This is a genomic window from Terriglobia bacterium (genome assembly GCA_020073185.1).
Taxonomy (GTDB): Bacteria; Acidobacteriota; Terriglobia; order Terriglobales; family Acidobacteriaceae; genus JAIQGF01.
On the sequence record JAIQFT010000037.1, the window covers coordinates 13,226 to 38,479 of the forward strand.

Annotated in this window: 21 protein-coding genes; 10 read left to right on the forward strand and 11 right to left on the reverse strand. The window is 62.5% G+C overall.

Going from position 1 to position 25,254, the window contains the following annotated elements; translation table 11 throughout:
- The first annotated feature begins 161 nt into the window (after positions 1 to 161).
- The 9 genes from LAN64_13815 to LAN64_13855 all read left to right on the forward strand — a co-directional run bounded on the left by LAN64_13815 (position 162) and on the right by LAN64_13855 (position 13,914).
- Positions 162 to 446, forward strand: a complete 285-nt coding sequence (locus LAN64_13815; protein MBZ5568913.1) for a hypothetical protein — start codon at positions 162 to 164, stop codon at positions 444 to 446.
- A gap of 252 nt (positions 447 to 698) precedes the next feature.
- Entirely contained in the window at positions 699 to 5,285 is a 4,587-nt protein-coding gene (gene gltB / locus LAN64_13820; protein MBZ5568914.1) for a glutamate synthase large subunit, read from the forward strand.
- Positions 5,278 to 6,693 (forward strand): glutamate synthase subunit beta, encoded by a 1,416-nt coding sequence (locus LAN64_13825; protein ID MBZ5568915.1) that lies wholly within the window; start codon positions 5,278 to 5,280, stop codon positions 6,691 to 6,693. The genes gltB and LAN64_13825 overlap by 8 nt, the downstream gene beginning before the upstream one ends.
- Positions 6,694 to 6,762: 69 nt before the next feature.
- Positions 6,763 to 7,674 (forward strand): LysR family transcriptional regulator, encoded by a 912-nt coding sequence (locus LAN64_13830; GenBank protein ID MBZ5568916.1) that lies wholly within the window; start codon positions 6,763 to 6,765, stop codon positions 7,672 to 7,674.
- A 300-nt stretch (positions 7,675 to 7,974) separates the two neighbouring features.
- Complete coding sequence (gene ilvD, locus LAN64_13835; GenBank protein MBZ5568917.1) at positions 7,975 to 9,732, forward strand: dihydroxy-acid dehydratase; 1,758 nt, start codon at positions 7,975 to 7,977, stop codon at positions 9,730 to 9,732.
- 134 nt (positions 9,733 to 9,866) lie between these two features.
- The gene (ilvB, locus tag LAN64_13840) at positions 9,867 to 11,579 is read left to right on the forward strand and encodes a biosynthetic-type acetolactate synthase large subunit (protein MBZ5568918.1); all 1,713 of its coding nucleotides are present in this window, start codon (positions 9,867 to 9,869) and stop codon (positions 11,577 to 11,579) included.
- A gap of 1 nt (position 11,580) precedes the next feature.
- Complete coding sequence (ilvN, locus tag LAN64_13845) at positions 11,581 to 12,132, forward strand: acetolactate synthase small subunit (GenBank protein ID MBZ5568919.1); 552 nt, start codon at positions 11,581 to 11,583, stop codon at positions 12,130 to 12,132.
- Between the two features lie 244 nt (positions 12,133 to 12,376).
- Complete coding sequence (gene ilvC, locus LAN64_13850; GenBank protein MBZ5568920.1) at positions 12,377 to 13,441, forward strand: ketol-acid reductoisomerase; 1,065 nt, start codon at positions 12,377 to 12,379, stop codon at positions 13,439 to 13,441.
- Between the two features lie 98 nt (positions 13,442 to 13,539).
- Positions 13,540 to 13,914 (forward strand): cupin domain-containing protein, encoded by a 375-nt coding sequence (locus LAN64_13855; protein ID MBZ5568921.1) that lies wholly within the window; start codon positions 13,540 to 13,542, stop codon positions 13,912 to 13,914.
- Positions 13,915 to 13,932: 18 nt separating this feature from the next.
- Here the strand turns inward: LAN64_13855 and LAN64_13860 are convergent, their stop codons facing one another.
- The 5 genes from LAN64_13860 to LAN64_13880 form a co-directional block, all read right to left on the reverse strand.
- Positions 13,933 to 14,550, reverse strand: coding sequence for a sigma-70 family RNA polymerase sigma factor (locus tag LAN64_13860; GenBank protein ID MBZ5568922.1), 618 nt, complete (start codon positions 14,548 to 14,550; stop codon positions 13,933 to 13,935).
- Positions 14,551 to 14,758: 208 nt separating this feature from the next.
- Complete coding sequence (locus LAN64_13865; GenBank protein MBZ5568923.1) at positions 14,759 to 15,490, reverse strand: hypothetical protein; 732 nt, start codon at positions 15,488 to 15,490, stop codon at positions 14,759 to 14,761.
- Positions 15,487 to 17,043, reverse strand: coding sequence for a hypothetical protein (locus LAN64_13870; GenBank protein ID MBZ5568924.1), 1,557 nt, complete (start codon positions 17,041 to 17,043; stop codon positions 15,487 to 15,489). The genes LAN64_13865 and LAN64_13870 overlap by 4 nt, the downstream gene beginning before the upstream one ends.
- Before the next feature lie 177 nt (positions 17,044 to 17,220).
- Positions 17,221 to 18,972: a HAMP domain-containing histidine kinase gene (locus tag LAN64_13875; protein ID MBZ5568925.1), complete on the reverse strand. Its 1,752-nt coding sequence runs from the start codon at positions 18,970 to 18,972 to the stop codon at positions 17,221 to 17,223.
- Between the two features lie 62 nt (positions 18,973 to 19,034).
- Positions 19,035 to 19,763 carry a response regulator transcription factor gene (locus LAN64_13880; protein ID MBZ5568926.1) on the reverse strand — a complete coding sequence of 243 codons (729 nt, stop codon included), beginning with the start codon at positions 19,761 to 19,763 and terminating at the stop codon, positions 19,035 to 19,037.
- Between the two features lie 206 nt (positions 19,764 to 19,969).
- Between LAN64_13880 and LAN64_13885 the strand changes: the two genes are divergently transcribed.
- Positions 19,970 to 20,410 (forward strand): hypothetical protein, encoded by a 441-nt coding sequence (locus tag LAN64_13885; GenBank protein MBZ5568927.1) that lies wholly within the window; start codon positions 19,970 to 19,972, stop codon positions 20,408 to 20,410.
- A 116-nt stretch (positions 20,411 to 20,526) separates the two neighbouring features.
- On the opposite strand, the gene LAN64_13890 is transcribed toward LAN64_13885, so the two are convergent.
- The 6 genes from LAN64_13890 to LAN64_13915 all read right to left on the reverse strand — a co-directional run.
- The gene (locus tag LAN64_13890) at positions 20,527 to 20,910 is read right to left on the reverse strand and encodes a rhodanese-like domain-containing protein (GenBank protein ID MBZ5568928.1); all 384 of its coding nucleotides are present in this window, start codon (positions 20,908 to 20,910) and stop codon (positions 20,527 to 20,529) included.
- 137 nt (positions 20,911 to 21,047) lie between these two features.
- Entirely contained in the window at positions 21,048 to 21,650 is a 603-nt protein-coding gene (locus LAN64_13895) for a PAS domain S-box protein (protein MBZ5568929.1), read from the reverse strand.
- Positions 21,651 to 21,848: 198 nt separating this feature from the next.
- Positions 21,849 to 22,316: a hypothetical protein gene (locus LAN64_13900; GenBank protein MBZ5568930.1), complete on the reverse strand. Its 468-nt coding sequence runs from the start codon at positions 22,314 to 22,316 to the stop codon at positions 21,849 to 21,851.
- Positions 22,317 to 22,891: 575 nt separating this feature from the next.
- Positions 22,892 to 23,227 carry a nuclear transport factor 2 family protein gene (locus tag LAN64_13905; GenBank protein MBZ5568931.1) on the reverse strand — a complete coding sequence of 112 codons (336 nt, stop codon included), beginning with the start codon at positions 23,225 to 23,227 and terminating at the stop codon, positions 22,892 to 22,894.
- 512 nt (positions 23,228 to 23,739) lie between these two features.
- Entirely contained in the window at positions 23,740 to 23,949 is a 210-nt protein-coding gene (locus LAN64_13910; protein ID MBZ5568932.1) for a KTSC domain-containing protein, read from the reverse strand.
- A 20-nt stretch (positions 23,950 to 23,969) separates the two neighbouring features.
- Positions 23,970 to 25,254 (reverse strand): AAA family ATPase (locus tag LAN64_13915; protein MBZ5568933.1); only part of this gene is annotated, 1,285 nt, incomplete at its 5' end.

A 25,254-nucleotide genomic window follows, 5' to 3' on the forward strand; every position in this document is an offset into this window, starting at 1 on the left:
TCCGTCCATATACCGTTGAATCATAACCGCCAAAGGAAAATTGCGATGATGCCAAGTTGAGTCAACCGAGTATGACCCAAATCGCTGTTTCATCTTGGCATCGTGCCATATAGGGCCTGCGCATCCGCGCTTCGGCGAACCAGTTCTCGATTGTTACAGGCATGTTAAAAGTTGCGGCGCAGATTCCCTGCGAGCTGGAATCGGTGGATAATGGTAAGTTTGAAGTTCTCCGTGGGGAGGATTCTGTGACCGCCAATCCCGAGCAACGGATCTGGTTTCATCCGCCGAAATTCTGGGCAGCCACAAATCATATGCGCAAAGAAGAGGCCGACGAACTCCTGAACCGCGTTCTCCGGATGGCGGAAAATTCAGAATTGGACCGCCTCCGGCAGTACACGTTTATCTCTGTGGGCTGGCCCACGACCATCAGAAAGAACCCATCGTAATAGCCCACCGCCCCCCGATGGTGGTCCCAAGCTCGGCGGCGGGGTGTCTTCGCCGATCACTGCCGCGGAGTTTTCACACTCCAGTAATCTTCGCTTGACGGCCGTTGTCGCTATTCAACGCAATCATATTTCTCAATCCGCCGCAACGAAATTCTGCGTTGTACTTCCCGCCGGCAATCGGCGAACTTAATTCTTGGAGACTCTCGCCGTCCGCCCCGTGCGAGTGCCAGGTCACCTCGGGAAACCTAGAAGATGAACCGACCCGGAGCACAAACCGGACTGCCGCCCGCGCAGGGACTCTACGAACCGCGCCACGAGCACGATGCCTGCGGCATCGGTTTCGTCGCCAGCATCAAGGGGCAGCGCACGCACGACATCGTGCGCAAGGGCATCGAAGTCCTGGTCAACCTGACGCATCGCGGCGCCTGCGGCTGCGATCCGGAAACCGGCGACGGCGCCGGCGTGCTCATCCAGATCCCGCACCAGTTTTTCGCGCGTGAATGCCGCGGGTTGAACATCGCACTGCCGGAGCCCGGCCAGTACGGCGTCGGGATGATTTTCCTGCCCGTGGAGCGCCACGACCGGCTGCGTTGCGAAGGCATCCTGGAGCGCATCGTGCGCGAAGAAGGCCTCCGCGTTCTTGGCTGGCGGGACACCCCGGTGGATGGCAGCGTAATCGGCCGCGTGGCCCGCGTGTCGCAGCCCTACATCCAGCAGATTTTCGTGGGCGCCGCTGCCGGCATGGACGAAGCCGCGCTCGATCGCCGTCTGTACGTGGTGCGCAAGCGCGCCGAAAGCGAGATCGCCGCCTCCGACATCGAGTCAAAAGAGTTCTTCTACGTCCCGTCACTGTCGGCGCGCACCATCGTGTACAAGGGCCTGCTGCTGGCGCCGCAGATTGACCGCTTCTACAAGGAGCTGTCGGATCCCGATGTGCTGAGCGCGCTTTGCCTGGTGCACCAGCGCTTTTCGACCAACACGTTTCCCACCTGGCATCTGGCGCACCCGTATCGCTACATTGCGCACAACGGCGAGATCAACACGCTGCGCGGCAACGTCAACTGGATGCACGCGCGCCAATCGGTGCTGGCGTCGCCGCGGTTTGGCGATGACATCAAGAAGCTGTTCCCCATCATCGCGCCGGGCGGCAGCGATTCCGCCAATCTCGACAACGCAGTTGAGTTGCTGCTGCAGTGCGGCCGGTCGCTGCCGCACGTCATGGCCATGCTGGTGCCGGAAGCGTGGGACGGCAACCCGCACTTCAATCCCAAGAAGCGCGCTTTTTACGAGTACCACGCCTCCATCATGGAACCGTGGGACGGCCCGGCCGCCGTCGCCTTCACCGACGGACGCTTGATCGGCGCCACGCTCGACCGTAACGGGCTGCGCCCCGGGCGCTACATCATCACCGACGATGGCTTGGCGATCATGGCGTCGGAAGTGGGCGTGCTGTCGGTCGAGCCGAAATCCATCCTGCGCAAGGGCCGCTTGCAGCCCGGCAAGATGTTTCTGGTGGACACCGTCGAAGGCCGCATCGTTGGCGACAAGGAAATCAAGGAGCGTCTCGCGGGCCGTCATCCCTACGCCGAGTGGTTGCAGCAGAACCTGATCCATATTGACCAGCTTCCCGAGCCCATCCGCGTGCAGGGCCCCGACCACGACACCATCCTGCAGCGGCAGCGCGCCTTCGGCTACACCGACGAAGACATCAAGGCGATTCTCACCCCGATGGCGGCCAAGGCGGAGGAGCCGGTGGGCTCGATGGGTACCGACACGCCGCTCGCCTGCCTCTCCGACAAACCGCAGCCGCTCTTCCACTACTTCCGGCAATTGTTCGCGCAGGTCACAAACCCGCCCATCGACCCCATCCGCGAGCAAATGGTCATGTCGCTGACCAGCTACATCGGCAGCGAGAGCAACATCCTCGACGAGAAGCCGGAGAGCTGCCACACGCTGAAGTTGAGCGCGCCCATTCTCTCCAATCGCGAGCTGGAGAAGCTGCGTCGCGTCTCGCGCGGCGGCCTGCTGGCCACCACGCTGCCCATGCTCTTCCGCGTCGAAGATGACGGCAAAGGATTAGAGCGGGCGGTGGAAGGGCTGTGCCGGCGCGCCTCGCTGGCGGTCAAGGCCGGGTACACGCTGTTGATCCTTTCCGATCGTGGCGTCGACCCGGAGTACGCGCCCATTCCCAGCCTGCTGGCGCTGACCGCGGTACACAATTTGCTGGTGCGCGAGGAAACGCGAACCCAGGTTGCATTGATTATCGAGTCGGGCGAACCGCGCGAGGTCATGCACTTCGCGCTGCTGCTCGGCTACGGCGCCAGCGCGGTGAATCCTTATCTCGCCATCGAGACCATCGAAGACCTTGCTCGCCGCGGTTATCTGCCCGATCACGTGAACGCGGAGCACGCGGTCAAGAACGTCGTCAAGGCCATCAACAAGGGCCTGCTGAAGACGTTTTCGAAGATGGGAATCTCGACGCTGCAGAGCTACCAGGGCGCGCAGGTGTTCGAGGCTATCGGACTGAACCGGGAGATCGTCGACAGGTATTTCACCGGGACACCCTCACGCATCAACGGCATCGGGCTGGACGTGCTGGCGCGCGAGGCGGCCATGAAACACGAGCACGCCTACCGGCCCATCACCGACTGCGAGCCCGAATTGGCCATCGGCGGCAACTACACGTACCGTGCCGGTGGCGAGTATCACCTCATCAACCCGACCACGGTCAGCAAGCTGCAACACGCCGTCCGCCAGGCGAATTACCAGACGTTCAAGGAGTTCACCGACGCCGTTGACGACCAGAGCCGCAACCTGTGCACGCTGCGCGGCCTGATGCAAGTCAAGCCGGCGGCCACGCCCGTGCCGCTCGACGAAGTCGAGCCGACGGCGGAGATCGTGAAGCGCTTCACCACCGGCGCCATGTCGTTCGGCTCGATCAGCAAGGAAGCGCACGAAACGCTGGCCATCGCCATGAACCGCATTGGGGCGAAATCCAACACCGGCGAGGGCGGCGAAGATGAGGCCCGCTTCCCGCGCGATGGAAACGGCGACTGGCGCCGTAGCGCGATTAAGCAGGTCGCGTCCGCCAGGTTCGGCGTCACTACCAATTACCTGATTAACGCCGAAGAGTTGCAGATCAAGATGGCGCAAGGCGCCAAGCCCGGCGAAGGCGGCCAACTGCCGGGACACAAAGTGGACGACGTCGTCGCCCGCCTGCGCTGTTCGATTCCCGGCGTCGCGCTCATCTCGCCGCCGCCGCATCACGACATCTACTCCATCGAAGACCTGGCGCAGTTGATCTACGACTTGAAGAACGTCAACCCGCAGGCGCGCATCGCGGTCAAGCTGGTCGCCGAAGTCGGGGTGGGCACGGTCGCCGCGGGCGTATCCAAAGCGCACGCCGATGTGGTGCTGATCAGCGGCGACAGCGGCGGCACCGGCGCTTCGCCGATGAGCTCGATGAAGCACGCCGGCGCTCCCTGGGAGCTGGGGCTCGCCGAAACCCAGCAAGTGCTGGTGATGAACGATCTGCGCGGGCGCATTCGCGTGCAGACCGACGGCAAACTCCAGACCGGGCGCGACGTCGTCATTGCCGCGCTGCTCGGCGCCGAGGAATTTGGCTTTGCCACCGCGCCGCTGGTCGCCATGGGCTGCGTCATGATGCGCAAGTGTCACCTCAACACTTGCTCGGTCGGCATCGCCACCCAGGATCCTCTGCTGCGCAAGCAATTCAAGGGACAGCCGGAGCACGTGATCCAGTATTTCTTCTTCGTCGCCGAGCAAGTGCGCGAACTGATGGCCTCGATGGGCATCCGCACCATGGCTGAAATGATCGGCCGCGTCGACATGCTGGAGATGAAATCCGCGGTCGAACACTGGAAGGCCCGCGGCCTGGATTATTCCGCCATTCTCTACAACCCCGAGGTCCCCACGCGCGTGGCGCGCCGGTGCGTGCAGAAGCAGGACCACGGACTACGGCAGGCGATGGATTATCAGCTCATCGCCTTGGCCCGCGAGGCGATCGAGAACCGCGCGCTGGTCGAGATTTCCCTGCCCATTCGCAACGTGCACCGCACCGTCGGCGCCATGCTGAGCGGCGACATTGCGCGCCGCTACGGCTCAGCCGGGTTGCCCGACGACACGATTCACTGCCGCTTCACCGGTTCCGCCGGTCAAAGCTTCGGCGCGTTTCTCGCCAAGGGTGTCACGCTCAGGCTGGAAGGCGACGCCAACGATTACGTCGGCAAGGGCCTCTCCGGCGGGCGCATCATTATTTATCCGCCGCGGGAATCGCAGTTCGTTCCCGAGGAGAACATTCTGATCGGCAACGCGGTGCTCTACGGCGCCACCAGCGGCGAGGCCTTTTTTAACGGCGTCGCCGGCGAGCGCTTCGCGGTTCGCAATTCCGGCGCGACCGCGGTCGTGGAAGGCGTCGGCGACCACGGCTGTGAGTACATGACGCAGGGCCTGGTCGTCGTGCTCGGCAAATGCGGCCGCAATTTTGCCGCCGGGATGAATGGCGGAATCGCCTACGTGCTGGACGAGATCGGCGACTTCGCCGAGCGCCGCTGCAATCTCGCGGGCGTGGACCTGGAGCCGGTGCTCGATCCCGAGGATGCCCGCATGTTGCGCGCCGTCGTTGCCAAGCACTTCAAGGAAACGCGCAGTCCGCGAGCCCAGTATGTGCTCCGCAATTGGGCGGAAGTGCTGCCGCGATTCATCAAGGTTTTCCCGCACGAGTACAAGCGCGTGCTCGGCGTTGCGCGTACGGAGCGCCCGTACGTCCCGGCGCCGGTCGTGATCCCGGCCGCTCTCGGGCAGGTGCAGCATGGGTAAGGTCACCGGATTCATGGAATACGCCCGCGAGCTGCCGGCGCGGCGCCCGGTCATCGAGCGCATCAACGACTGGTTCGAGATCTACCGCGAGTTCCCGGAAGAAAAGCTCGGCGTGCAGGGCGCGCGCTGCATGGATTGCGGCGTTCCCTTCTGCCACACCGGATGCCCGCTGAACAACCTGATTCCCGATTGGAATGACCTCGTCTATCGCGGGCTGTGGCGCGAGGCGGTTCGCCAGTTGCACGCCACCAACAATTTTCCGGAGTTTACCGGACGCATTTGCCCGGCGCCGTGCGAGGCCGCCTGCGTGCTCGGCATCAACCAGCCGCCGGTGACCATCAAGGAAATCGAGAAGAACATCATCGAGCGCGGCTTCCGGGAAGGCTGGATCCGGCCGCAGCCGCCGCAGTTCCCCACCGGCAAGCGGGTCGCCATCATCGGCTCCGGACCGGCTGGTCTGGCCGCCGCGCAGCAGTTGCGCCGCGCCGGGCACCAAGTCACGGTGTTCGAGAAGGCGGACCGCATCGGCGGCCTGCTCCGCTACGGCATTCCGAATTTCAAGCTCGATAAACGTCTCGTGGATCGCCGCCTGGAGCAGCTTTCCGCGGAAGGCGTGCAGTTCATGACCAACGCGCACGTCGGCCACAATGTGCCCGTCGAGGACCTGGGCCGCGAGTTCCACGCGCTCCTGCTGTGCGGCGGCGCCGAAAGCCCGCGCGACTTGCGCGTCCCCGGACGCGAGTTGAAAGGCATTCACTTCGCCATGGAATTCCTGCCGCAGCAAAACCGCCGCTGCGAAGGAGACGTTGTGCCCGCGCGCGAAGAAATCCTGGCCACCGGCAAGCGCGTGGTCATCATCGGCGGTGGCGACACCGGCGCCGACTGCCTCGGCACCGTGCATCGCCAGAAACCGATCTCCGTGCACCAGTTCGAACTCATGCCCGTGCCTCCCCAGGAACGCGCGCCACAAACGCCCTGGCCGCTATGGCCGATGCAGCTGCGTACCGAGGGCGCGCACGAGGAGGGCGGCGTCCGCGCCTGGAGCATCGCCACTACCGCATTTACCGGCGACGAGCACGGCAACCTGAAGCGGTTGCAGGGCATCCGCGTCGGCCCGCCGCCGACATTCACGCCCATCGCCGGCACCGAGTTCACCATGGAAGCCGATCTGGTACTGCTGGCCATGGGATTCCTCGGCCCGGTACGCAACGGCATGATCGAGCAACTCGGGGTCGCCTTGGACGCCCGCGGAAATGTCGCCACCGGCGCGGATTATCACACATCGGCGCCCGGTGTATTTTCTGCCGGAGACATGCGGCGTGGGCAGTCGCTGGTGGTATGGGCAATTTCGGAAGGGCGGAAAGCGGCCGCCGCGGTGGACGCCCACTTGGGCCAAATCGTGCAATAATCAACCGCTTTCCCATTCATCAAAGTTATAATCTGCAGCGCCTTTATAAGCATTGCGGGCAGGATAGCGATGGATTTCGATCAGCTGATCACCTTCATGGAAGTGGCCAAGCTCGGCAATTTCTCGCGCGCAGGGCAGAAGGTGTTCCGCTCGCAGTCGGCGGTCAGCGCGCAGATCCGTCAACTGGAGATCGAATACGGCGAGAAGCTGCTGGATCGCGCCGGCAAGTCGGTCCGCCTCACCCCCGCCGGAAGCGTCCTGTTCGACTACGCCAAGCAGATGCTGGTCCTGCGTGACGAATCCTTGCGCGCCGTTGCCGACCAAGGCGCGACTCCGCGCGGCATCCTCGCCATCGGCGCCAACGAGGCCACCTGCCTCTACGTGCTGCCCGATGTCTTCGCCGAGTACTCGCGCCTGTACCCCTCGGTGCAGATCAATATCTATCGCAACTTCAGCCGCAAGATTTTGGAGCGCGTGGAAGAAGGCTCGCTGGATGTCGGCATCGTCACGCTGCCGGTGAAATCGCCCAGCCTCAAGGTGCAACTGATCTACCGCGATCGCCTCATGCTGATGGTCAGTGTGAACAGTCCGCTGGCGAAGCTCGACTCGGTTCCCATCTGCAAGCTCGCCGAGCAGGCTCTCATCTTCCCCAAGACCGGCTACACGCGCCAGGTGCTCGACAAGATTTTCCGCCCCTACCAGGCCACCATGCGCGTGGTGATGGAACTGCCCAGCGTGGGCATGATCAAGGGATTCGTCGCCACCGGGCTTGGCGTCTCCATCATCAGCGCCAGCTTCGCCGCTCCGGAAGTGCGCTCCGGCGAAGTCAAGCTGCTCGAACTGGAGGACGTCGACCTGTGGCGCGAACTCGGGCTCGTCTACCGCGCCGATCGCACCCTGCCGCGCGCCGCCACCGCCTTCGTTGAGCTCATCCAGAGCCGCACCCGCTTGCGCAGTAAAACCAAAGCCGTGCATGGCTGAGCGCGCACCGCCCGCAAGCAAAAATATCGATAATAACAATCGCTTATATTAATAAGAGAATTTCAAGGATTGGCTTATACTTTCCCGGTATTATTTGGCCCTCGTTTCTTGGGAACCCAGGCATGAGTTGCGCAAGAGATTCAAGCCCGCTGGCGTCGGTTGTGACCACAACATCCCGGGTCGCGACCGCCGGGGTACATCTGCTCCTCGTTAGAGTGCTCCTCCTTGTGGGGAGCGTACGGGGCGGATGATGTAGCCAGCGCGATTTTCGAGCAGCGCGGCCATCATCCGAAAGGGATGATGGCCTTCTTGGTTTTATCGACATTGTTGCGAGGCGCACGGCAAGTGAAAAACGAACCTCCCGGAAACGGGCACAGCGCGGCCAATCTCGACGCGGTGCTCAAACGGCACAGTTGGGCGATCACCGACGGACCCAGCCGCGCGCCGGCCCGCGCCATGCTGAAGGCGGTCGGCTTTGATGACGACAAGCTGCGCCGCCCGATCATCGGCGTGGCCAACACCTGGATCGAGGTCGGCCCTTGCAACTTCCACCTGCGCCATCTCGCGGCACAAGTCAAGGCCGGTATCTACGCCGCCGGCGGCACCCCCATGGAGTTCAACACCGTCTCCATATCGGACGGAATCACCATGGGCACGGAAGGCATGCGCGCCTCGCTAGTCAGCCGCGAAGTGATCGCCGACTCCATCGAGTTGGTCGCGCGCGGCAATCTTTTCGACGGGCTGGTGGTGCTCGTCGGCTGCGACAAGACCATCCCCGCCGCTGTGATGGCCCTGCTGCGCGTCGATGTCCCCGGGCTGGTGCTCTACGGCGGTTCCATCAGTCCCGGGAGTTTTCACGGCCACGATGTGACCATCCAGGACGTTTTCGAAGCGGTGGGTGCGCATGCTCGCGGCGCAATGAGCGAATCGGAGCTCTGTGCCCTGGAGAACAGCGCCTGTCCGGGCGCGGGCGCCTGCGGCGGCCAGTTCACCGCCAACACCATGGCGCTGGTCATCGAGATGCTCGGCATCGCTCCCATGGGCGAGTCCAGCGTCCCCGCCGGCCATCCCGACAAAGACGTGTCGGCGCATCATGCCGGCGAACTCGTCATGCAACTGGTTCGGCAGGACCTCAAGCCCAGCCAGATCATCACCCGCGCAGCATTGGAAGACGCGATTGCCAGCGTGGCGGCCAGCGGCGGATCCACCAACGCCGTTCTGCATCTGCTCGCGATTGCGCAGGAAGCCGGGGTCGCGCTCGACATCGACGATTTCGACCGCATCAGCGCGCGTGTGCCGCTGCTCGCCGACCTGAAACCGGGCGGCCGTTTTGTCGCCACCGATCTCTACGAAGCCGGCGGTGTGCGCCTGCTCGCCAGCCGCCTGCGCGAAGTCGGGGTGCTTCATTGCGATCGCCCCACGGTTAGCGGCAGAAGCGTCGAGGAAGAAGCTGCCCAGGCGAAGGAGCAGCTTGGACAAGAGGTCGTGCGGCCCGCCTCCAACCCGCTGCGCGCAAGTGGCGGGCTAGTCATCCTAAAGGGAAACCTGGCTCCGGAAGGCTGCGTGGTCAAAACCGCCGGTCATGAAACGAAATCCTATCGCGGCCCGGCGCAGGTCTTCGACAGCGAAGAGGCCGCCTTCTCCGCCGTGCAGCAGGGGCGGATCAAGGCGGGCGACGTGGTGGTCATCCGCTACGAAGGACCGCGCGGCGGCCCCGGCATGCGTGAGATGCTCGCTGTCACCGCTGCGCTGGTCGGCGCGGGGCTCGGCGAATCGGTGGCGCTGCTCACCGACGGACGTTTCTCCGGCGCGACCCACGGATTGATGGCGGGACACGTCGCGCCCGAAGCCGCTTGTGGCGGACCGATCGGCGCGCTTCGTACCGGCGACATCGTGGAATTCGATATTCCTACGCGGCGCCTCGCGGTGGATCTCAGCGACGAGGAAATCAAGCAACGACTGGCAGCGTGGACTCCTCCTCCGCCGCGCTTCACCCGCGGCGTCATGGCAAAGTACGCCCGCCAGGTCTCTTCCGCCGCCGTCGGAGCAGTAACGTAGCGACATAAGTGGACATGGCATGCCGAGCGCAGCGAGGAATCCGCTTTGGGCCAACGACTAATGGCCAACGACGTTTCGAGGCTCTGGGCCATCGACCAACGACTATCGACGATCGACGACTTCGAGATTGACCTATGAAAAAGACTGGTGCAGAAATTCTTTGGGAGTGCGTGAACCGCGAAGGCGTGACTCACGTCTTCGGCTATCCCGGCGGCGCCATCCTGCCCGCCTACGACGCGCTCGGCAAATTCCCCGGCATTCGCCACATCCTGGTGCGCCACGAGCAGGGCGCGACCCACATGGCCGACGGTTACGCACGCGCCAGCGGCCGGGTTGGCGTCGCCGTCGCCACCTCCGGCCCCGGCGCCACCAACATGGTCACCGGCATCGCCACCGCCATGTTGGATTCCTCTCCCATCGTCTGCATTACCGGACAGGTGGGCAGCCGGCTGATCGGCTCCGACGCCTTCCAGGAAATTGACATCACCGGCATCACCCTGCCCATCACCAAGCACAATTACCTCGTCACGCGTGCGGATGAAGTGGCCGGCGTGGTGGCCGAGGCGTTCCTGATCGCCCGCTCCGGCCGGCCGGGCCCGGTGCTGATTGACATCACCAAGGATGCGCAGCAATCCAGTTGCGAATTCGATTGGGACGCCATTGCGCCGCCCGCGCATCCGGCGCGCCCCGACCGCCGCGCCGCGCCCGTGGAATACCGCCGTGCGCTCGAGCTCATCAACTCCGCGCAGCGCCCGCTGATCCTCGCCGGCCACGGCATTCTTCTCTCCGGGTCCTTTCCCCAGGTTCGCGAGCTGGTGGAGAAGGCAAGCATTCCGGTTGCCATGACGCTGCTCGGCATCGGCGCCTTACCAGCTTCCCATCCGCTCAACCTCGGCATGATGGGCATGCACGGCGAGTCTTGGGTGAACACCGCCATCCAGGAAGCCGACCTGCTGATCGCGCTTGGCATGCGCTTCGACGACCGCGTTACCGGCAATCTGAAGACGTACGCGCCCACTGCCAAGAAGATTCACGTCGAGATCGATCCCGCCGAGGTCAACAAGAACGTCACGGTTGACGTGGCGCTGATCGGAGACCTGCGACCGGTCCTGCAGGAGTTGCTCCCGGAAGTCGCCGTGGGCGATCGCGCCGAGTGGCTCGCGCACATTGCCGAACTCAAGGGCGAAGTCGCCGTCCGCGACATCCAGAACCTTCCCGACAACGGTCATCTGTACGCGGCGCACGTGATTTCCGATCTCTGGCGCGAAACCCAAGGCACGGCGATCGTCGTCACCGACGTCGGCCAGCACCAGATGTGGGAGGCGCAGTACTACAAGCATGATGAGCCGCATTCGCTGATCACCTCGGGCGGACTGGGCACCATGGGCTTCGCGCTGCCCGCCGCAATCGGCGCCAAGTTTGCGCGCCCCGAGGAAGAGGTGTGGGTCGTGGCCGGCGACGGCGGCTTCCAGATGACCATGTCCGAGCTCGCCACCGTCGCTCAGGAGGGTCTGGAACTCAAGGTGGCCATCATCAACAACGGCTACCTCGGCATGGTGCGCCAGTGGCAGGAGTTCTTTTACGACCGCCGCTACCACGCTACGCCACTGGTGAATCCCGATTTCGAAAAGCTCGCGCAGGCGTACGGCCTGCACGCCATGACCGTCAACCGTCGCTCGGAGGTGATTCCCGCGGTGCAGGCCGCGCGCTCGCACCGCGGGACCGCGGTCATCAACTTCTGCGTGGAGCAGGAAGACTCCGTTTTCCCCATGGTTCCCGCAGGCGCTTCGTTGGACCAGATGATCAGACGCCCCAGCCCCCTGGTTGAGGCTGCCACGGATGCCTAACATGATGAATACCTTTGTTGTCTACGTCGAAAATAAGCCTGGGGTGCTCAACCGGGTTGCCTCGCTGTTCCGCCGCCGCGGCTTCAACATCGAGTCGCTCACCGTCGGCCATACTGAGAAGAGCGGCATTTCGCGCATGACCATCGTGACCGACACGGATGCGGCGGGCACCTACCGCGTCGAGACCAACCTCTACAAGCTGGCCAACGTGATCAGCGTGGAAAACATCACGGCCGCCCCCTCGGTCTGTCGTGAGTTGGCCATGATCAAGGTCGCCGCCGCCGGTGAGACCCGCACCCAACTGATGCAGTTGGCCGGCGTCTTCCGCGCCCGCGTGGTGGACGTTGCGACCGCATCGCTCACCATCGAGATCACCGGCACGGAAGACAAGATCGACGGCCTGCTGGAGGTGCTCCGCCATTACGGGATCATCGAGATGGTGCGCACCGGCCGCGTTGCCATGGCGCGCGGCGGCGGCAACGGCGCCAGCGTGGCGCTTCCGCCTCCCGCCAACCTGGAATCCGACGACGGCATGGTGGCCTTCTCGGTGTGAGTTGGCTGCGCCCGAAATCGAGAGCTGCATGAGCGCCTTTTGGGTCTGATTGGGTTTATGCGAGGCCCGCAGAGGCGCGCGCTGGTAGCCCAGGACGAAGTCCTGGGAACAGGAACGAATCGATCAACCGAGTCCCGTAGGGACGACGCGAAGAACTCGGGACTTGGCGCTTTAACCGCCGATGGGCGTTCGCGAACCGTTGCGACCAACGACCCTCGACCAACGACTATTTAGGAGAGACCAAATGGCAAAGATCTACTACGACAACTCCGCCGACCTTTCTGCCATATGCAGAAGGAGGGTTGCAATCATCGGCTACGGTTCGCAAGGCCACGCCCACGCCTTAAACCTGCGCGACAGCGGAGTCGCGGTGCAGGTCGGCCTTCACCAGGGCAGCCGCTCGCGCGTCAAGGCGGAGCAGCACGATTTCAGGGTTCTCACCCCCGACCGCGTCGCCGACTGGGCCGACGTCATCATGATCGTCACTCCCGACACCGGCCAGCCTGCGCTCTATGCCTCTGCCATCGCACCCCATCTCTGCCGCGGCAAGATGCTGATGTTTGCTCACGGCTTCAATATCCACTTCAAGACCATTCAGCCGCCCGGCGACGTTGACGTCACTATGGTCGCCCCCAAAGCGCCCGGACACCGCGTCCGCGAGGTCTTCGTCGAAGGCGGCGGCACACCGGCATTGATGGCCGTCCATCAGGACGTTTCCGGCCAAGCGACCGCGCTCACCCTGTCCTACGCCAAGGCGCTCGGCTGCACCCGCGCCGGCGTGCTGGAGACCACCTTCGCCGAAGAAACCGAAACCGACCTCTTTGGCGAGCAGACGGTGTTGTGCGGAGGCGTCAGCGCGCTCATCAAGGCAGGCTTCGAAACTCTGGTGCAAGCCGGCTATCAGCCCGAGATCGCCTACTTCGAGTGCATGCACGAGCTGAAGCTGATTGTCGATCTCATCTATCGCGGCGGGCTTTCCTACATGCGCTACTCCGTCAGCGACACCGCTGAGCACGGTGACTACACCGGCGGTCCGCGCATCATCACCGAGCAGACGCGGGCGGAAATGCGCCGCATCCTCGCCGAAATCCAGGACGGCACCTACGCCAACAAGTGGATCGCCGAAAACCAAGCGGGACGCCCGTGGTTCAACGCCACTCGCCGCCGCGAGCAGGACCAGTTGATCGAGCAGGTCGGCGCCAAACTGCGCAGCCTCATGCCCTTCCTCGACCCGATTGATGTGCGCGCGGAAACGCGGCAGGAGGAGTCCGTGCCCGCGCCACCGGCGGGAGTCACTGCCGCCGACTGAGCGTGCCGCTAATGGTGCCCCACGTCCGCCGGCCTTATGTAGATGTGGGTGTTTTACCGAACACCCGATGATAACGGCTGAACCGAACAGGAGAAGGTATGAAGTTCCACGATTGGGACCAGATCAAGGCCGACCAGCTCACCGCCCTGTACAGCCGCAAGGTTGCCATCGGCCACAACGTCACCGTCGCCAGGCTGGAAGCGAAGGCGGGAGCGGCCACGCGGATGCACTCTCACCTTAACGAGGAAGTCATCGTGGTGCTCAAGGGCAAGTGGCGCTTTTTTCTTGCTTCCGGTGATGTGACGCTCCAAGCCGACCAGATGCTGACCATTCCGGCCGGCGTCGAGCACGGATCGGAGGTGCTGGAGGACGCCGTCGCCATTGACGTCTGTTCGCCGGCGCGGCTGGACTGGATCAACGGCGAAGACCGCGTCCTCCATTACGATCCCGAACAGTACCTGTGGGCGGTATGAGCGGCGGGGCGCGTCGTGCTATTGTGTCGCGGACTCAGCAGCAAGCCCCACCGCGTCGGCCAAGCCAATCTGCGGCGTGATGGCGCGCTCCCACTCCCGGCGCAGCATGGCACGCGCGCGGTGGAGCCGCACCTTGACGTTCGTTTCCGTGATCTTCAGCGTACGCGCGGCAGTTTCCGTATTCACCTCGTGGATGTCCCGCATGACCAGAACACGGCGGTAGGTTTCCGGCAGGGCTTGAATCGCGGTTCCCAGCAGGGAAGCGGTTTCGCTGGCCGACAAGCTCTGCTCGGGCGTAGGACCGCGATAGACCAACCAGCTCGGTTCCTCGCCCTGCTCGTTGTCCAGCCGCACCTCTCGCAACCGTGAACTAGCCCGCGCCAGCGCCTTGTACAGCGCGATCCTCGTCAGCCAGGTAGTGAATTTCGCGCGCCCTGCAAACTGGCGGAGGTGCTGATACGCGCTGACCAGCGTGTCCTGCACCACCTCTTCCGCGTCGTAATCGTTGCGCAGCACGGAAACGGCGACGCGCAGCAATCGCGGTGTGTGCCTGCGCACGATCACTTCAAACAGATGAACCTCGCCCGCCAGAATTTGCGAGACGATTTCCTCGTCAGTTGCAGAATCGAATGCCACGCACCAAGTTGCACTGCCGACCACGTTCTCCTCCTCGCAGTCCCCGGAAAGCACCGGTAACGACTGTGAGGCCAACGTTAATTCTCGGTAGGCACGCCATTTGTCACGGAAATGTAAAGAGATTGCAAATTCCCCGTGTCACGGAGATCCGGTGACGGAACGGCCGAACCCTAACGCCTGAAGCCAGAAGCCCGCGGCCTGAAGCCGGTTACGGCTGCGGGTACACGGGATTTGCCGGCTGCGGATCTTCGTAGTCACGGCCGTACTTGTTTTTGTGCGCGACGGGTATCTCGTCTTCCGCAATGCGCAGCGCGCCCAGCGCCGTGTCGCCCTCACCGATGACCACCTCCCGCCGCAGCGCATTCAGGACTTTGGGGGACGACCCTTCACGCCACACCTGCAGGATGTATCGGCCCGGCGGAACGCTGGAAATGGCGATAGTGCCGCTGCGATGGGAGACGGCGTAGTAGGGCGTGTCGAGCGCGATCACGATCGCGCTCATCTGCGGATGGATGTTGCAGAAGATGTAGCTGATGCCGGGCCGGTCGAAGCGGACGCTCCGCGTGCTGCCGGCTTCGTACAACCCCAGATCGAACCGCTTTCCATCAAACAGCGAAAACACGTTGTGAAAGAAGGGATCCTGGTTGGGGAATTGGACAACCGATCCCGTGCGCACCACCAGCAGGTGGGGCTCGAAGGTCTTGTCTCTCTGCACCAGGCGCACGCTCTGCGGCGAGGTCTCGCCAAAACTATACGGTTCCGGCTGCAGCGGCGACAGCCACACCACCGCTTCAGAGTTCTGGTGCTTGCTGCCAGTGGTTTGCACCACGACCACTTGCGCGGTCACCGTAGCCGCTTGCGCGTAACCGGCAGAGCCGCCGGCGGCGACCAGGGCAATCGCGATCGACAGCCACAGAATTCCTGCCCGTGTGCGGTTCAAAACAACACCCCCATCACCAGATTGATCTGGTCCGCATCGCGGTTTGGCAGGACCAGCTTGTAGCTCTCGATGCGGCGATACTCCATCGACAGCAGCAAGTCCGATCGCGGGTGATAGATCACGTTGGTCAGCAGGCTGCGATTGCGGACCGTATCGGGGTAGTAGGGACTGCCGGCGACCGAGCCGCTCCGCAGTTGGCTGGCGAAGGGATTGTCCTGCCCGGCGGCGACATTGAATTCCAATCGCGGCGAAGCGCGCATCTTCATTTGTGCCCAGCCGCCCACCACGTCGAGACCCTTCACCTTCGCCTTGTAAATTGGCGACGAGCCGTCATACAGGGCGGTATCGCCCAACCCGCCTCCCAGGCCGCCGATGGCGCGACCTCGATACATCTCGCCGGTCAGACTGAACCACCTTGAAATCGGTATCGACGCGTCCGCCGTCACCGCCCATCCATCCACCATCCGCCCGAAGCCCCAGTTCTGACGACTGTAATATCCTCCAACGCCGAACGACCTTGGCCTGCTTTCGTCCGCCGATGTCCAGGCAAAGCGGGTTGCGTAAGCCGGCTGCCGCGATGCTTCTCCCGCCTGCGGCAGGCGGTAAAACGAATCGGTGGGCGCTTCGCCCGTGAGTGGATCAAGAATGCCGGCCTGCACCGTAAAGTTCGAGCCTCCTGCCACCCCCATGCGATGTTCAACCCGAAGCTGCGGTATCCAGTTCCACAAGTTCCCTGAATACGCGAGCGCCGGTTGCGCCAGCGAGGCCAGCGAAGTCGGCGACAGCGGCGAAAAGAACGGCGCATCCTGTCCCCCGATAACCGAGGTGGTGGGCCAATCCAGGCGCAGCACCGCGGTGCGCAGCCTCACCACGCCCATGGCAACGCCGTTCTCTGTCCCGGGAAAACCGCCGCCAAAATCGAACTGGAGATTGCTCTTGACCCGCGCTCCGCGCCATGTAGGACCAAACACCTCCAGCCCGACCTGCGACTGCCGCAAAGTTCCTCCGAAACTTCCATTCGTACGGTAGACGGGCGAGACCGCGATAGCCGGCACATCCTGGTTGTCAACCGAGCCGTGGTTCTCGAACAGGTTGAGCAACACGATCCCGGAAAGCCGGACGCGATACTTGGATGCGCTTTCCACCTTCGTCTGATATTGTTCGTCCACCTTGCCGCTGAGCAGATCGTACTGTTCCTGAAGCTTGGCGATTCCGTCTTCCACCGTGGTTGCGGCGGCTGCGTCCGGGCGCACCGGCGCCGCTTCGGCCGGCGGCGCCGCCACCGACGCCCGCGGCTGCGCCAGGGCGGCCTTGAGTTCGGCCCGCAGCTCTTGCGTTTCGGCGTGGTAACGGCTGGTCTCGTCGCGCAGGTCGCGGATGGTGGATTGCAGCTCGGCAACCTGATCCTTGAGTTCGCGCAGGACCTGCGCTGTGGTCGCTTCGGCGGCGCCTCCGTCCCGCTGCTGAGCCCGCGCGGCGCCGGGCACAGCTACCGCGATCAGACCGGCAGCGCACAGTCCGCGAACCAACTCCCACCATTTCGCCGTTGTCATCTTCACCTCCCCAAAAGCCGCTGCTAGAGTGCGGCCCTTCAAGCCCGCGAATTCGGCGCGTTTACAATGGGGGCTTTAGCCCCGCGCCAACCCGCGAGCATTCATGATAGCTTCCAGCCGCCAAACTCTCGGAAGTTTGCACCTAGGGATTGTTCGGGCTCTCCTTGCCGGAGATTCCTACTCCGAGCCGTCGGTGCGCACCAGCGCGGCATTGGCCGCCGGAGCCTGCATTGGCTGCGGAGGTGAAAGCAACAAAGGGAGCGACACCAACAGCGTGGTTCCGCCGGGAGATGTCTCCTGCACCTTTACCTCGCCACTGTGGTCGACAACAATCTTGTGGACCACCGTCAGCCCTAGCCCGGTACCGTTCTCTTTGCCGTAGCTGACGAAGGGCTCGAAGATGTGGTCGCGCAGGTGATCGGGAATGCCGCGCCCGTTGTCCTGCACCGCAATTTCCACCGTCCTGCCCCTCCGACGCATGTCGAACGTGACCTTGCCATGATTGCGCTCTGTCGCCTCGCATGCGTTGATGATCAGGTTTTGAAATGCGCGTTGCAGCTTGTTGCCGTCGAACCAGCCGTCAATCGCGTCCCCGCGCACGTTGATCTCGATCTCGCGGAATTCCGGCCTGGCCCGCACGGTTTGCATCGCCCGCTCCAGGACCTCATTCATGCGCACCCACCCTAGCCTTAACGATTCGCGGGGACGCGAAAACTCTAATAACGAATCAATCAGGTCAGTCATCTGGAACACCGCCGCACGCAGCTCCTGGTAGAGTTCGACGCGCTCCGCTTCGCTGCGCCGTTCGCTCAGGAATTCCGCATTCGCCAGGATGGCGGCGAGTTGATGCCGCAGATCGTGGGAAATCGAACTCGCCATGCGCCCGATGGTCGCCAGCCGCTCTCCCTCCAGCAGTTCTCGCTGGCTCTGCTGCAAGCTGGTGCGCATGCGCGCGAAGGCCGAGGTCAGCTCCGCCGCTTCACCATGGCCATGAACGGGAAGCGGATAGTTGTACTCGCCTCGTTCCAGCGCCCGCACCCCGGCGACGAGATTGTCGAGGGGACGGGTAAAGGTGCGCGAGATGACAAAAACCATCGCCGTGCCGGCGAGTACGGCGATCAGCCCGAGGCCCAGCATGAGCTGGTCAAGCTGGTGGATGAGCGCGTTGGCCTCGGCCAACGATTTCAACACCATCAGCCGCACGGCGGGCGTGCTCCCCGGCGCCAGATCCACCGAACTGACCCAGTATGACTCCGGGCCAAGGCGCATCTCGATCGGCTCGATCCCGAGCGGGTGTCGCGCCACGCCCGGTTGCTTCTGCAGCTCTTTTTCCTGGTCAGGACGCAAGGTGCTTCGTACCAACGCCGAGCCATACCAAAACGCCACTTGGCTGGCCGCCACCTGGCTGAGCTCGCGCGCGACGCGGTCATCCATCTCGTAGCCGACTGCCAAAAACCCGAGCACGCGGTTTTCCGCGGGGGGACCGAAGTAGATTGGTTCAATGGCGACTTCGTACACGTGATTGCCCGCCATCCACCAGTATTCGGTTTGCTCCCGGGCGAGCGACTGGCGCAGCGATTGCTGTGCCACGCGGCGGTCCACTACCGGCGCCGTGCTGTGCATTCCCATGATTTCGCCGGTGCGGTCGGAAAGCACCAGCAGGTCGGTACCTCCCGTCGTCCACAGTTCGCGCGAGACATCCTGGATGGTGGCGGCGTGCCCGGTCGTCATCAGCGCGCGTGAAATCGGCAGGTTCGCCAGCAACTCAGCCGAGTGCCTTAAAGTCAGTACGCGCAGCCGCTGCACATTCTGAAACGTCGCGACCGAATTGCGGACGTCCTGCAGAATCTGCCCGCGCAACTGCTGTTCGACGCGGCGGCGCACCAGCAACAGGCTGGCCGAGGTCAGCGCCGCAAGGATCAGCAGCATGGACAGCAGGAATTTCGTCCGTAATCGTAAGCGTATCGCGATAGCTGCTCTTCTCCGGGGTGCTAAGGCACAAACTTGTAGCCGGCGCCGTGCACGGTGCGGAAATGCACCGGGTTGGCGGGATCCGCTTCCAGCTTCTGGCGGAGCTTCAGCATGTGGTTGTCCACGGTTCGCGTCGTTGGATAACTCTGGTAGCCCCACACACTGTTCAGCAGTTCTTCGCGCGGGATCACCCGTTCCGGATTTTGCACCATGAAGCGGAGCATCTTGAACTCCTGCGCCGTCAGCGCAACCAGCTCGCCGCCGAGCGTGACCTGCATCTTCGCGAAGTCCACCACCGCGTCGCCGAACTTGTAGATTTCGCCCGGCGCGGTGCGCGCCGATCGCCGGATGATGGCCCGCACACGCGCCAGCAGTTCCCGCGGGCTGAACGGCTTGGTGACATAATCGTCGGCGCCGATTTCCAGCAGCGATACTTTGTCGATGATGTCGGAGGCAGCGCTGACGATGATGACCGGAATATTCGGCACCGCCTGCTTGATCTCGCGGCACACGTCGCGCCCCGACATCACCGGCAGCCGCAGGTCCAACACCACAGCCGACGGCGGCGCCGCCAGCGCTGCCTTTACTCCCGACGCGCCGTCGAAGGTGGCCTCGATCGCATAGCCTTCCGGTTCGAACAGCCGGCGCAACGCTCGGTGCATGCGCTCGTCGTCTTCGACGATCAGTATCCGCTCCGTGGAGTCCTGCACTCCTACCCACCCGTGGTGTCGCGTTTGCTTTCTCGCCATTAGTGTTCGGGATCCGTCCCCAGTTACAGGAAAATTACCGCCCAGACATCAGGCGTATGGATAAGAAACTGACTGGCCAGAAACATCGGACTTGCCGCTCTGGCTGCGTGCCATTAGAGATGCGGTGGCAGGGCCTTGAAATTCAGAATTTGCACTGGGTGTTGTGCCCGGCGCCTCGCGCCTTTGGCGGCGGCTATAATCAACCCATGATCCTGGACGACCCGCAGCGCGAGCGGCAGCGGCTGTCGCAGCTCTACGCCGCCATGAGCGACGCCGAGTTGCTGCGCGTCGCCGAAGATCCCGCCGCCCTCACCGACCCTGCCCTCGACGCCCTGGAGGACGAAGCCGACCGCCGGGGCCTGGCGATTGATTTTGAAAAAACCACGCTCGCGCCCGCCTTCAGCGAGCTTGCCGTGGTGCGCAAGTTCCGCGACCTGCCCGAGGCCTGGCTGGCCAAGGGCGCACTCGACGCCGCCGGCATCGAATCTCACCTGCTCGACCAAAACCTGGTCCGCCTCGACTGGTTCTATTCCAACGCCATCGGAGGCATCCGCCTCTGCGTGCGCGTGGACGACGCCCGCCGGGCTTTCCAAGTCCTCAACCAGCCGCCCCCGGACTTGGCTGGGCTAGAAGACAGCAATCGCTGAATGTCACTTTCCTATCGAGCGGCAAGCGCCAGCGTGTACACTCTTCCGATGTCGAAGAATCGTCCAAAAAAACACAAGCGCCGCCCCAAGAAGAAAACCAGAACCGAGTAATCCGGCTACTTGGCCGGCTCCACCGGGCCGCCGGCCTCCTTCCACGCCTTGAATCCACCGCCCAGGTGCGCCACGTTTTCCAGACCCATCATCTGCGCGGTGGAGGCGGCCAGGGCCGAGCGCCCGCCGCCGGCGCAATAGAACACGATCCTCTTCCCCGAGGAAAACACCGGGTTGTGATAGGGCGTGGTCGGATCCAGCGCGAATTCCAGCATGCCGCGGTTGACGTGCACCGCGCCCGGAAGTTTTCCCTCGAGCTGCAATTCCGCGCTGTCGCGCAGGTCCACGAACGCCACGGCGGGATCCTGCAGCAAGGCCTTCGCCTCCCTTGGCTGCAAGGTCTTCACGCGGCTGTTGGCATCGGCAACCAGTTCTTTGACACTCTTCATGGCTTCTCACCCCAAGTTGAACGTCCTGCAAGAATTCTAGCGCGTTCGCCGCCGCAGGTGTTAAACGCGGCTAGAAACCCGCGCCGGATTCTTCCTACCCGTTTATGCCGGAACATTGGTTGCCGGAGGGCCGCCCCTCATGCCTTTCTCCAAGCGTCGTGTTCCCGTTGCAAGGCGATCGCTTTGCCGGTGATATGGGTAATGCGGGTGACTTCCTTCTGTGCCTTGCCAACCAACTCCTTGACGTCGGGATCGGCAGCGGAGCGTTGCTCAAGTTGCAAGAGCAACCTTGCCAGCTTGTCCAGCACGTTTTCGATCTCGCGCGCCATGTTGGTCGCCAGTTCGCCAGTCGCTCCCAGGCGTTCGGCCCGGCGCAGGGCTTGTCCGAGCTCCGCATTGAGGTTCTTGATCTGCTCCTCGGCGTGCTTGCGCTCGGAGATGTCGCGAACCGCGCTGGTAACGAAAAGCCCTTGAGGAGTGCGCAACGGGCTGAGACTGATTTCAACGGGAAATTCCGCCCCATTCTTGCGTTTGGCGAACAGCTCCAGCCCAGCGCCCATGGGACGAACGTGCGGATCGGCGACAAACGATGCACGATGCTTTGCGTGCAAGTCGTCAAAGCGTGGCGGGATGAGGGCCTCGACAGGCTGGCCGATTAACTCCTGCCGGCTATAACCGAACAGAATCTCGGTCTGCGAATTGACGACAACGATCTTGCCCTCGGCGTTGACGATTACCATGGCGTCGGGCGCCGACTCCAGCAGGTCAGCAACGTCGGGCTGCACCCACTCGGGGTGCTGGCTGGTGATGTAGGCAGCGAGTCGGCGGAGGAGACCCACGATTCCCCCCTAGCCGGGATTTCCTTCTTGGACTCCCAAGCGGGCGGCATTGTATACCCAGTTGCCTCCGCTTGCGTCAATCGGGCGCTGATTCCCGGGTCACCGCAGGCCCGTCATCGAGCAGTTCGTCGGACTGTCGGCTTCGGCGTTGGAGGGGAACCGCTCTTTGTCTTCTTTGTCTTCTTCAGGGCATTGCAATTGTTCGAGCATCGCCTTCAGCATTGATTTCTGGTAGGCGAGGTCGTCGGTGGCGGTGGTCTCCTGAGTTTCCTGGTGCAGGCGCTTGAGGTTGGAGGCGGCGATCTGCAAGGCGTAGAGCTTGAGGGCGGCACGCTTGGGATCGAGGGCGTGGTCGTCGAGCGCGCGCATGACCTGGAAGAGGCCGAGTTGGAGGCTCATGGCGTCCTCGACGAGGTGAACGGCGTAGTCGGGGCGCTTGGCGTGGGCGGCCTCGTGGAAGACGCAGTACTTGCGGGCGCGGCGGGCAGGAGCGGCGCAGGGCGAGCCGTCGAGCTTGGTGTGCTGGCAGCGAGGAGCGAGGTTGGCGTTAGTAGTACGGTTTGTCATATACCCCTCTGGGGTGTGTGAGTAGTGGAATCAATGAGTTACGTACGGTATACCGTGGATTTCTGACGGTAACCGTGGGGAGGAATTGCGGAATCTGGTAACTGCATCGGAATTGAAAATTGAGGTCGATCACGCGTGTAAGGCGGCCGGTGGACAGCGGTGAAGGTGGGAGCGACCGGCGAGCAAGCGGCGTTATGGAAGAGTCGACCACAATGGTCCCTATTTTCAGAGTAGCAAACTGGAGGGGGTAAACCCGCCACATACGGCGGCGATATATCTGGTGGATTCTCAGCGGGTTAGGGGGAAAGTTCGGGTTTTGGGGGCTTGACAATAGGGGCGGCCGGATCAGAGGAGTCGCCGCAAATTCCCACCCTGTCGCTCGAAACCCGCGAGCGACAAGGGTGGGGAGACCTCATGTTTAGCGGCAATGGGTGGATCCGTCCGCGCTCGCCTATCGACGGGCGTACTCGGGTCACGCCGTCAGCGAAGCGATCGGCAGGTCGGTGTTAAAGCAGTGGCCGCAGACTCGCCACTCCTCTCCCACGCGCCGCAGTGTAACCATCCATTTCCCGACATCATCCAGCCGGCGGCCGCTGGGCAGCAGCATATTCATCTTGAAGGTACCGATTGAAGGTACCGAAGCTGTAGGCGATGTCGCCCCCGGTCTCGATATGCGTGGTGACCACGGTCAGATTGCGGGTGTCGTGTTCCTTGAACAACTGCTCCATCAGGATGCGCATGGCCTTGGGGCCTTCCGCCAGCGGCTGGTTGGGCACGCACATGCGGACATCGTTGGTGACCAGCGTCAGCAGCTTGTCAATGTTGCGCTCATTGTGGTGCTTGACCCACTCCTGGGCGATCGCGCGGATCGTCGTCTCCGCATCGATCGCGGGCTTGGCAACGGCTGCCATAGTGTCCTCCTCGCGAGAATTAGGCCGCCCCAAGAACTGGGGCTGAGAAGGTTGATATTCGGCTGAAGAAGTTGCCGTTGAAAGGGGATACCGCGAAGAAGTGTACGCCCGCGGTGGAGCGTTGAGGGGGCTGGCGCGCGCCTGCAGCCGCGATTTGACGCAATTTGGCGATTGCTTATTGGGGCGGTCCCAAAAGCGGAGAGGGACATAGCGACACTCTTCGCCTGCCATGACCGAGGGGCGAAGTGCGAAGTTCCGGAGGGACGAACGCTAGTAGCCCAGTACTTCAGTCGTGGGAAAGTTCACCCCTAAATTCCTTCGGAGTCCCGTAGGGGGGCGGCACCAAAGGGCCGAACACGCCCACCCTGTCGCTCGAAACCCGGGAGCGACAAGGGTGGGGCAACCTCAAGGTCTGATTTGGCGGAAAGGGGGGCCAGCCCCCAAGGCAGAAAATTGTTTCTTGACATCCCCTTTTATAGAACGCGCCAGCCGAATTTCGCCTCCTTACAACCTCAGAGCTTTATGTGCGTAAAGGTCTCTCTTACGTAGGAATTAAAAAAGCGGCCGATCGAAGGCGCCGCGAGCAGCCGGGCGGCAACGTCGGGTGGCACGTTGAAGTACTGGTACACCTTCCCGTTGGTGAACTCGACTTCAAGAGTGCCTGAATCGGAATCGTAGCCAATCGACGCAATGTTACTCGACGAAACCGCCGTCCTATCCATGATAGCTTCCAGAGCGCCTACTACCCAGCAACCTTTTTTGCGAGTCGTTGTGATCGAGCAAAATTGAGAATCACGTCACACAATATGTCTAGTGTGGGAAATTTTATGCCGGCATTCCATGCGGAGGCAAGCAGTTCTCCGATGAAGATAACGTTCTTGTGCAAGTCTGCAACATCGATGATTTGTAGTTCTTTCTTGACCCTATTGTGCAGATTTTCCCATTCAGCTTTGCCGATATCTGCGGCAAGCGCAGAACCGATATCTTCCATCCACATGACTAGCGAGTGCTTCCAGACGTTGGCATTTGGCAATGGAGCTTCCGCTGGATAACCAGCTATCTTCAGGAGTGCTGCGTTATCGGACTCGTGTTTGACGCGATGCTCTGGTTTGTTGATCTTGTCTGTATCGCCATCGAACAGGGTAAACGTTGGAATCTCTAACAGATTGGCAATCGCAAGTGTTTGGATCATGCTGTGTTTTCCACTCGCGAGCACGATGTGACAACCAAGGCGCCGATACTCCTCCCAGCGATCCGTCAGTGCTAAATAGCTTGCAATATAGCCAGCGTCTTCCAAACCCTCAACCAGAACCAGTACTGATGTGAAGAACATCTCATTGAGAGTCGGTTGCAGGGCCTGCGCCACTTTCATTGCAGCACCTTGCTTCGGTGATGGTCGGTTTCCTGTCGCATCCGCGACTATCTTGGCAACGTCGTCGAACTTTACGCTATGTACTTTTGCCGCTTGCGTCTTGGAGTCTCGGCAAATCAGTCGGACGTCTTCAAATCCTTCGCCGTGTACGAACAATGGGCTGTGTGTACAGACGAGGATTTGTGCCCCGGTTTGCGCGAGACGTTGAAACACACTAGCCACGTGCCGCACCTGGGGAGGATGCTGGTAAAGTTCGGGTTCCTCGCAGCCGAGCACCAGGACTGGTGCATTCGTAGCATCGCCCGTCGCGAGTTCCTGCAGGAGTGCAAGGATGAACGAGCGCTGTAAGCCATGGCCGAACCGCGCCAACTGTCCCTCGAATATGCCTTCACGTGTAATCACCTCGGCAAGTGGATCAGCAAGCTTGACGGCTGAATCGATGTCGCTGTGCCAGCGGAGCCTAACCTTAGCGTCCGGGTGTGCCCAGTCTTGAAAGCGATTTGTGAGGGAGGCTGATAGCAGCCCGTGGTGTAAGTAGCTGAATTTCGGCACGGGCAGCGGCGTACTCGGTTGCGTGAGTTCGCCAAGTTTTTCGCGCGGGACATCGAGATTCCACTTCTGCACGGCCGATTCCGATCTTCCCGGCGCGGGAGTA

Coding starts and splice junctions, on each gene's coding strand:
- LAN64_13870 (MBZ5568924.1), bottom strand. CDS start 17,043: ATGACAACGGCGAAATGGTGGGAGTTGGTTCGCGGACTGTGCGCTGCC.
- LAN64_13910 (MBZ5568932.1), bottom strand. CDS start 23,949: ATGGATAGGACGGCGGTTTCGTCGAGTAACATTGCGTCGATTGGCTAC.
- LAN64_13830 (MBZ5568916.1), top strand. CDS start 6,763: ATGGATTTCGATCAGCTGATCACCTTCATGGAAGTGGCCAAGCTCGGC.
- LAN64_13890 (MBZ5568928.1), bottom strand. CDS start 20,910: ATGAAGAGTGTCAAAGAACTGGTTGCCGATGCCAACAGCCGCGTGAAG.
- LAN64_13880 (MBZ5568926.1), bottom strand. CDS start 19,763: ATGGCGAGAAAGCAAACGCGACACCACGGGTGGGTAGGAGTGCAGGAC.
- ilvN (MBZ5568919.1), top strand. CDS start 11,581: ATGATGAATACCTTTGTTGTCTACGTCGAAAATAAGCCTGGGGTGCTC.
- LAN64_13855 (MBZ5568921.1), top strand. CDS start 13,540: ATGAAGTTCCACGATTGGGACCAGATCAAGGCCGACCAGCTCACCGCC.
- gltB (MBZ5568914.1), top strand. CDS start 699: ATGAACCGACCCGGAGCACAAACCGGACTGCCGCCCGCGCAGGGACTC.
- LAN64_13825 (MBZ5568915.1), top strand. CDS start 5,278: ATGGGTAAGGTCACCGGATTCATGGAATACGCCCGCGAGCTGCCGGCG.
- ilvD (MBZ5568917.1), top strand. CDS start 7,975: ATGGCCTTCTTGGTTTTATCGACATTGTTGCGAGGCGCACGGCAAGTG.
- ilvC (MBZ5568920.1), top strand. CDS start 12,377: ATGGCAAAGATCTACTACGACAACTCCGCCGACCTTTCTGCCATATGC.
- LAN64_13900 (MBZ5568930.1), bottom strand. CDS start 22,316: ATGACAAACCGTACTACTAACGCCAACCTCGCTCCTCGCTGCCAGCAC.
- LAN64_13885 (MBZ5568927.1), top strand. CDS start 19,970: ATGATCCTGGACGACCCGCAGCGCGAGCGGCAGCGGCTGTCGCAGCTC.
- LAN64_13815 (MBZ5568913.1), top strand. CDS start 162: ATGTTAAAAGTTGCGGCGCAGATTCCCTGCGAGCTGGAATCGGTGGAT.
- LAN64_13905 (MBZ5568931.1), bottom strand. CDS start 23,227: ATGGCAGCCGTTGCCAAGCCCGCGATCGATGCGGAGACGACGATCCGC.
- LAN64_13895 (MBZ5568929.1), bottom strand. CDS start 21,650: ATGGTAATCGTCAACGCCGAGGGCAAGATCGTTGTCGTCAATTCGCAG.
- LAN64_13875 (MBZ5568925.1), bottom strand. CDS start 18,972: ATGCTGCTGATCCTTGCGGCGCTGACCTCGGCCAGCCTGTTGCTGGTG.
- ilvB (MBZ5568918.1), top strand. CDS start 9,867: ATGAAAAAGACTGGTGCAGAAATTCTTTGGGAGTGCGTGAACCGCGAA.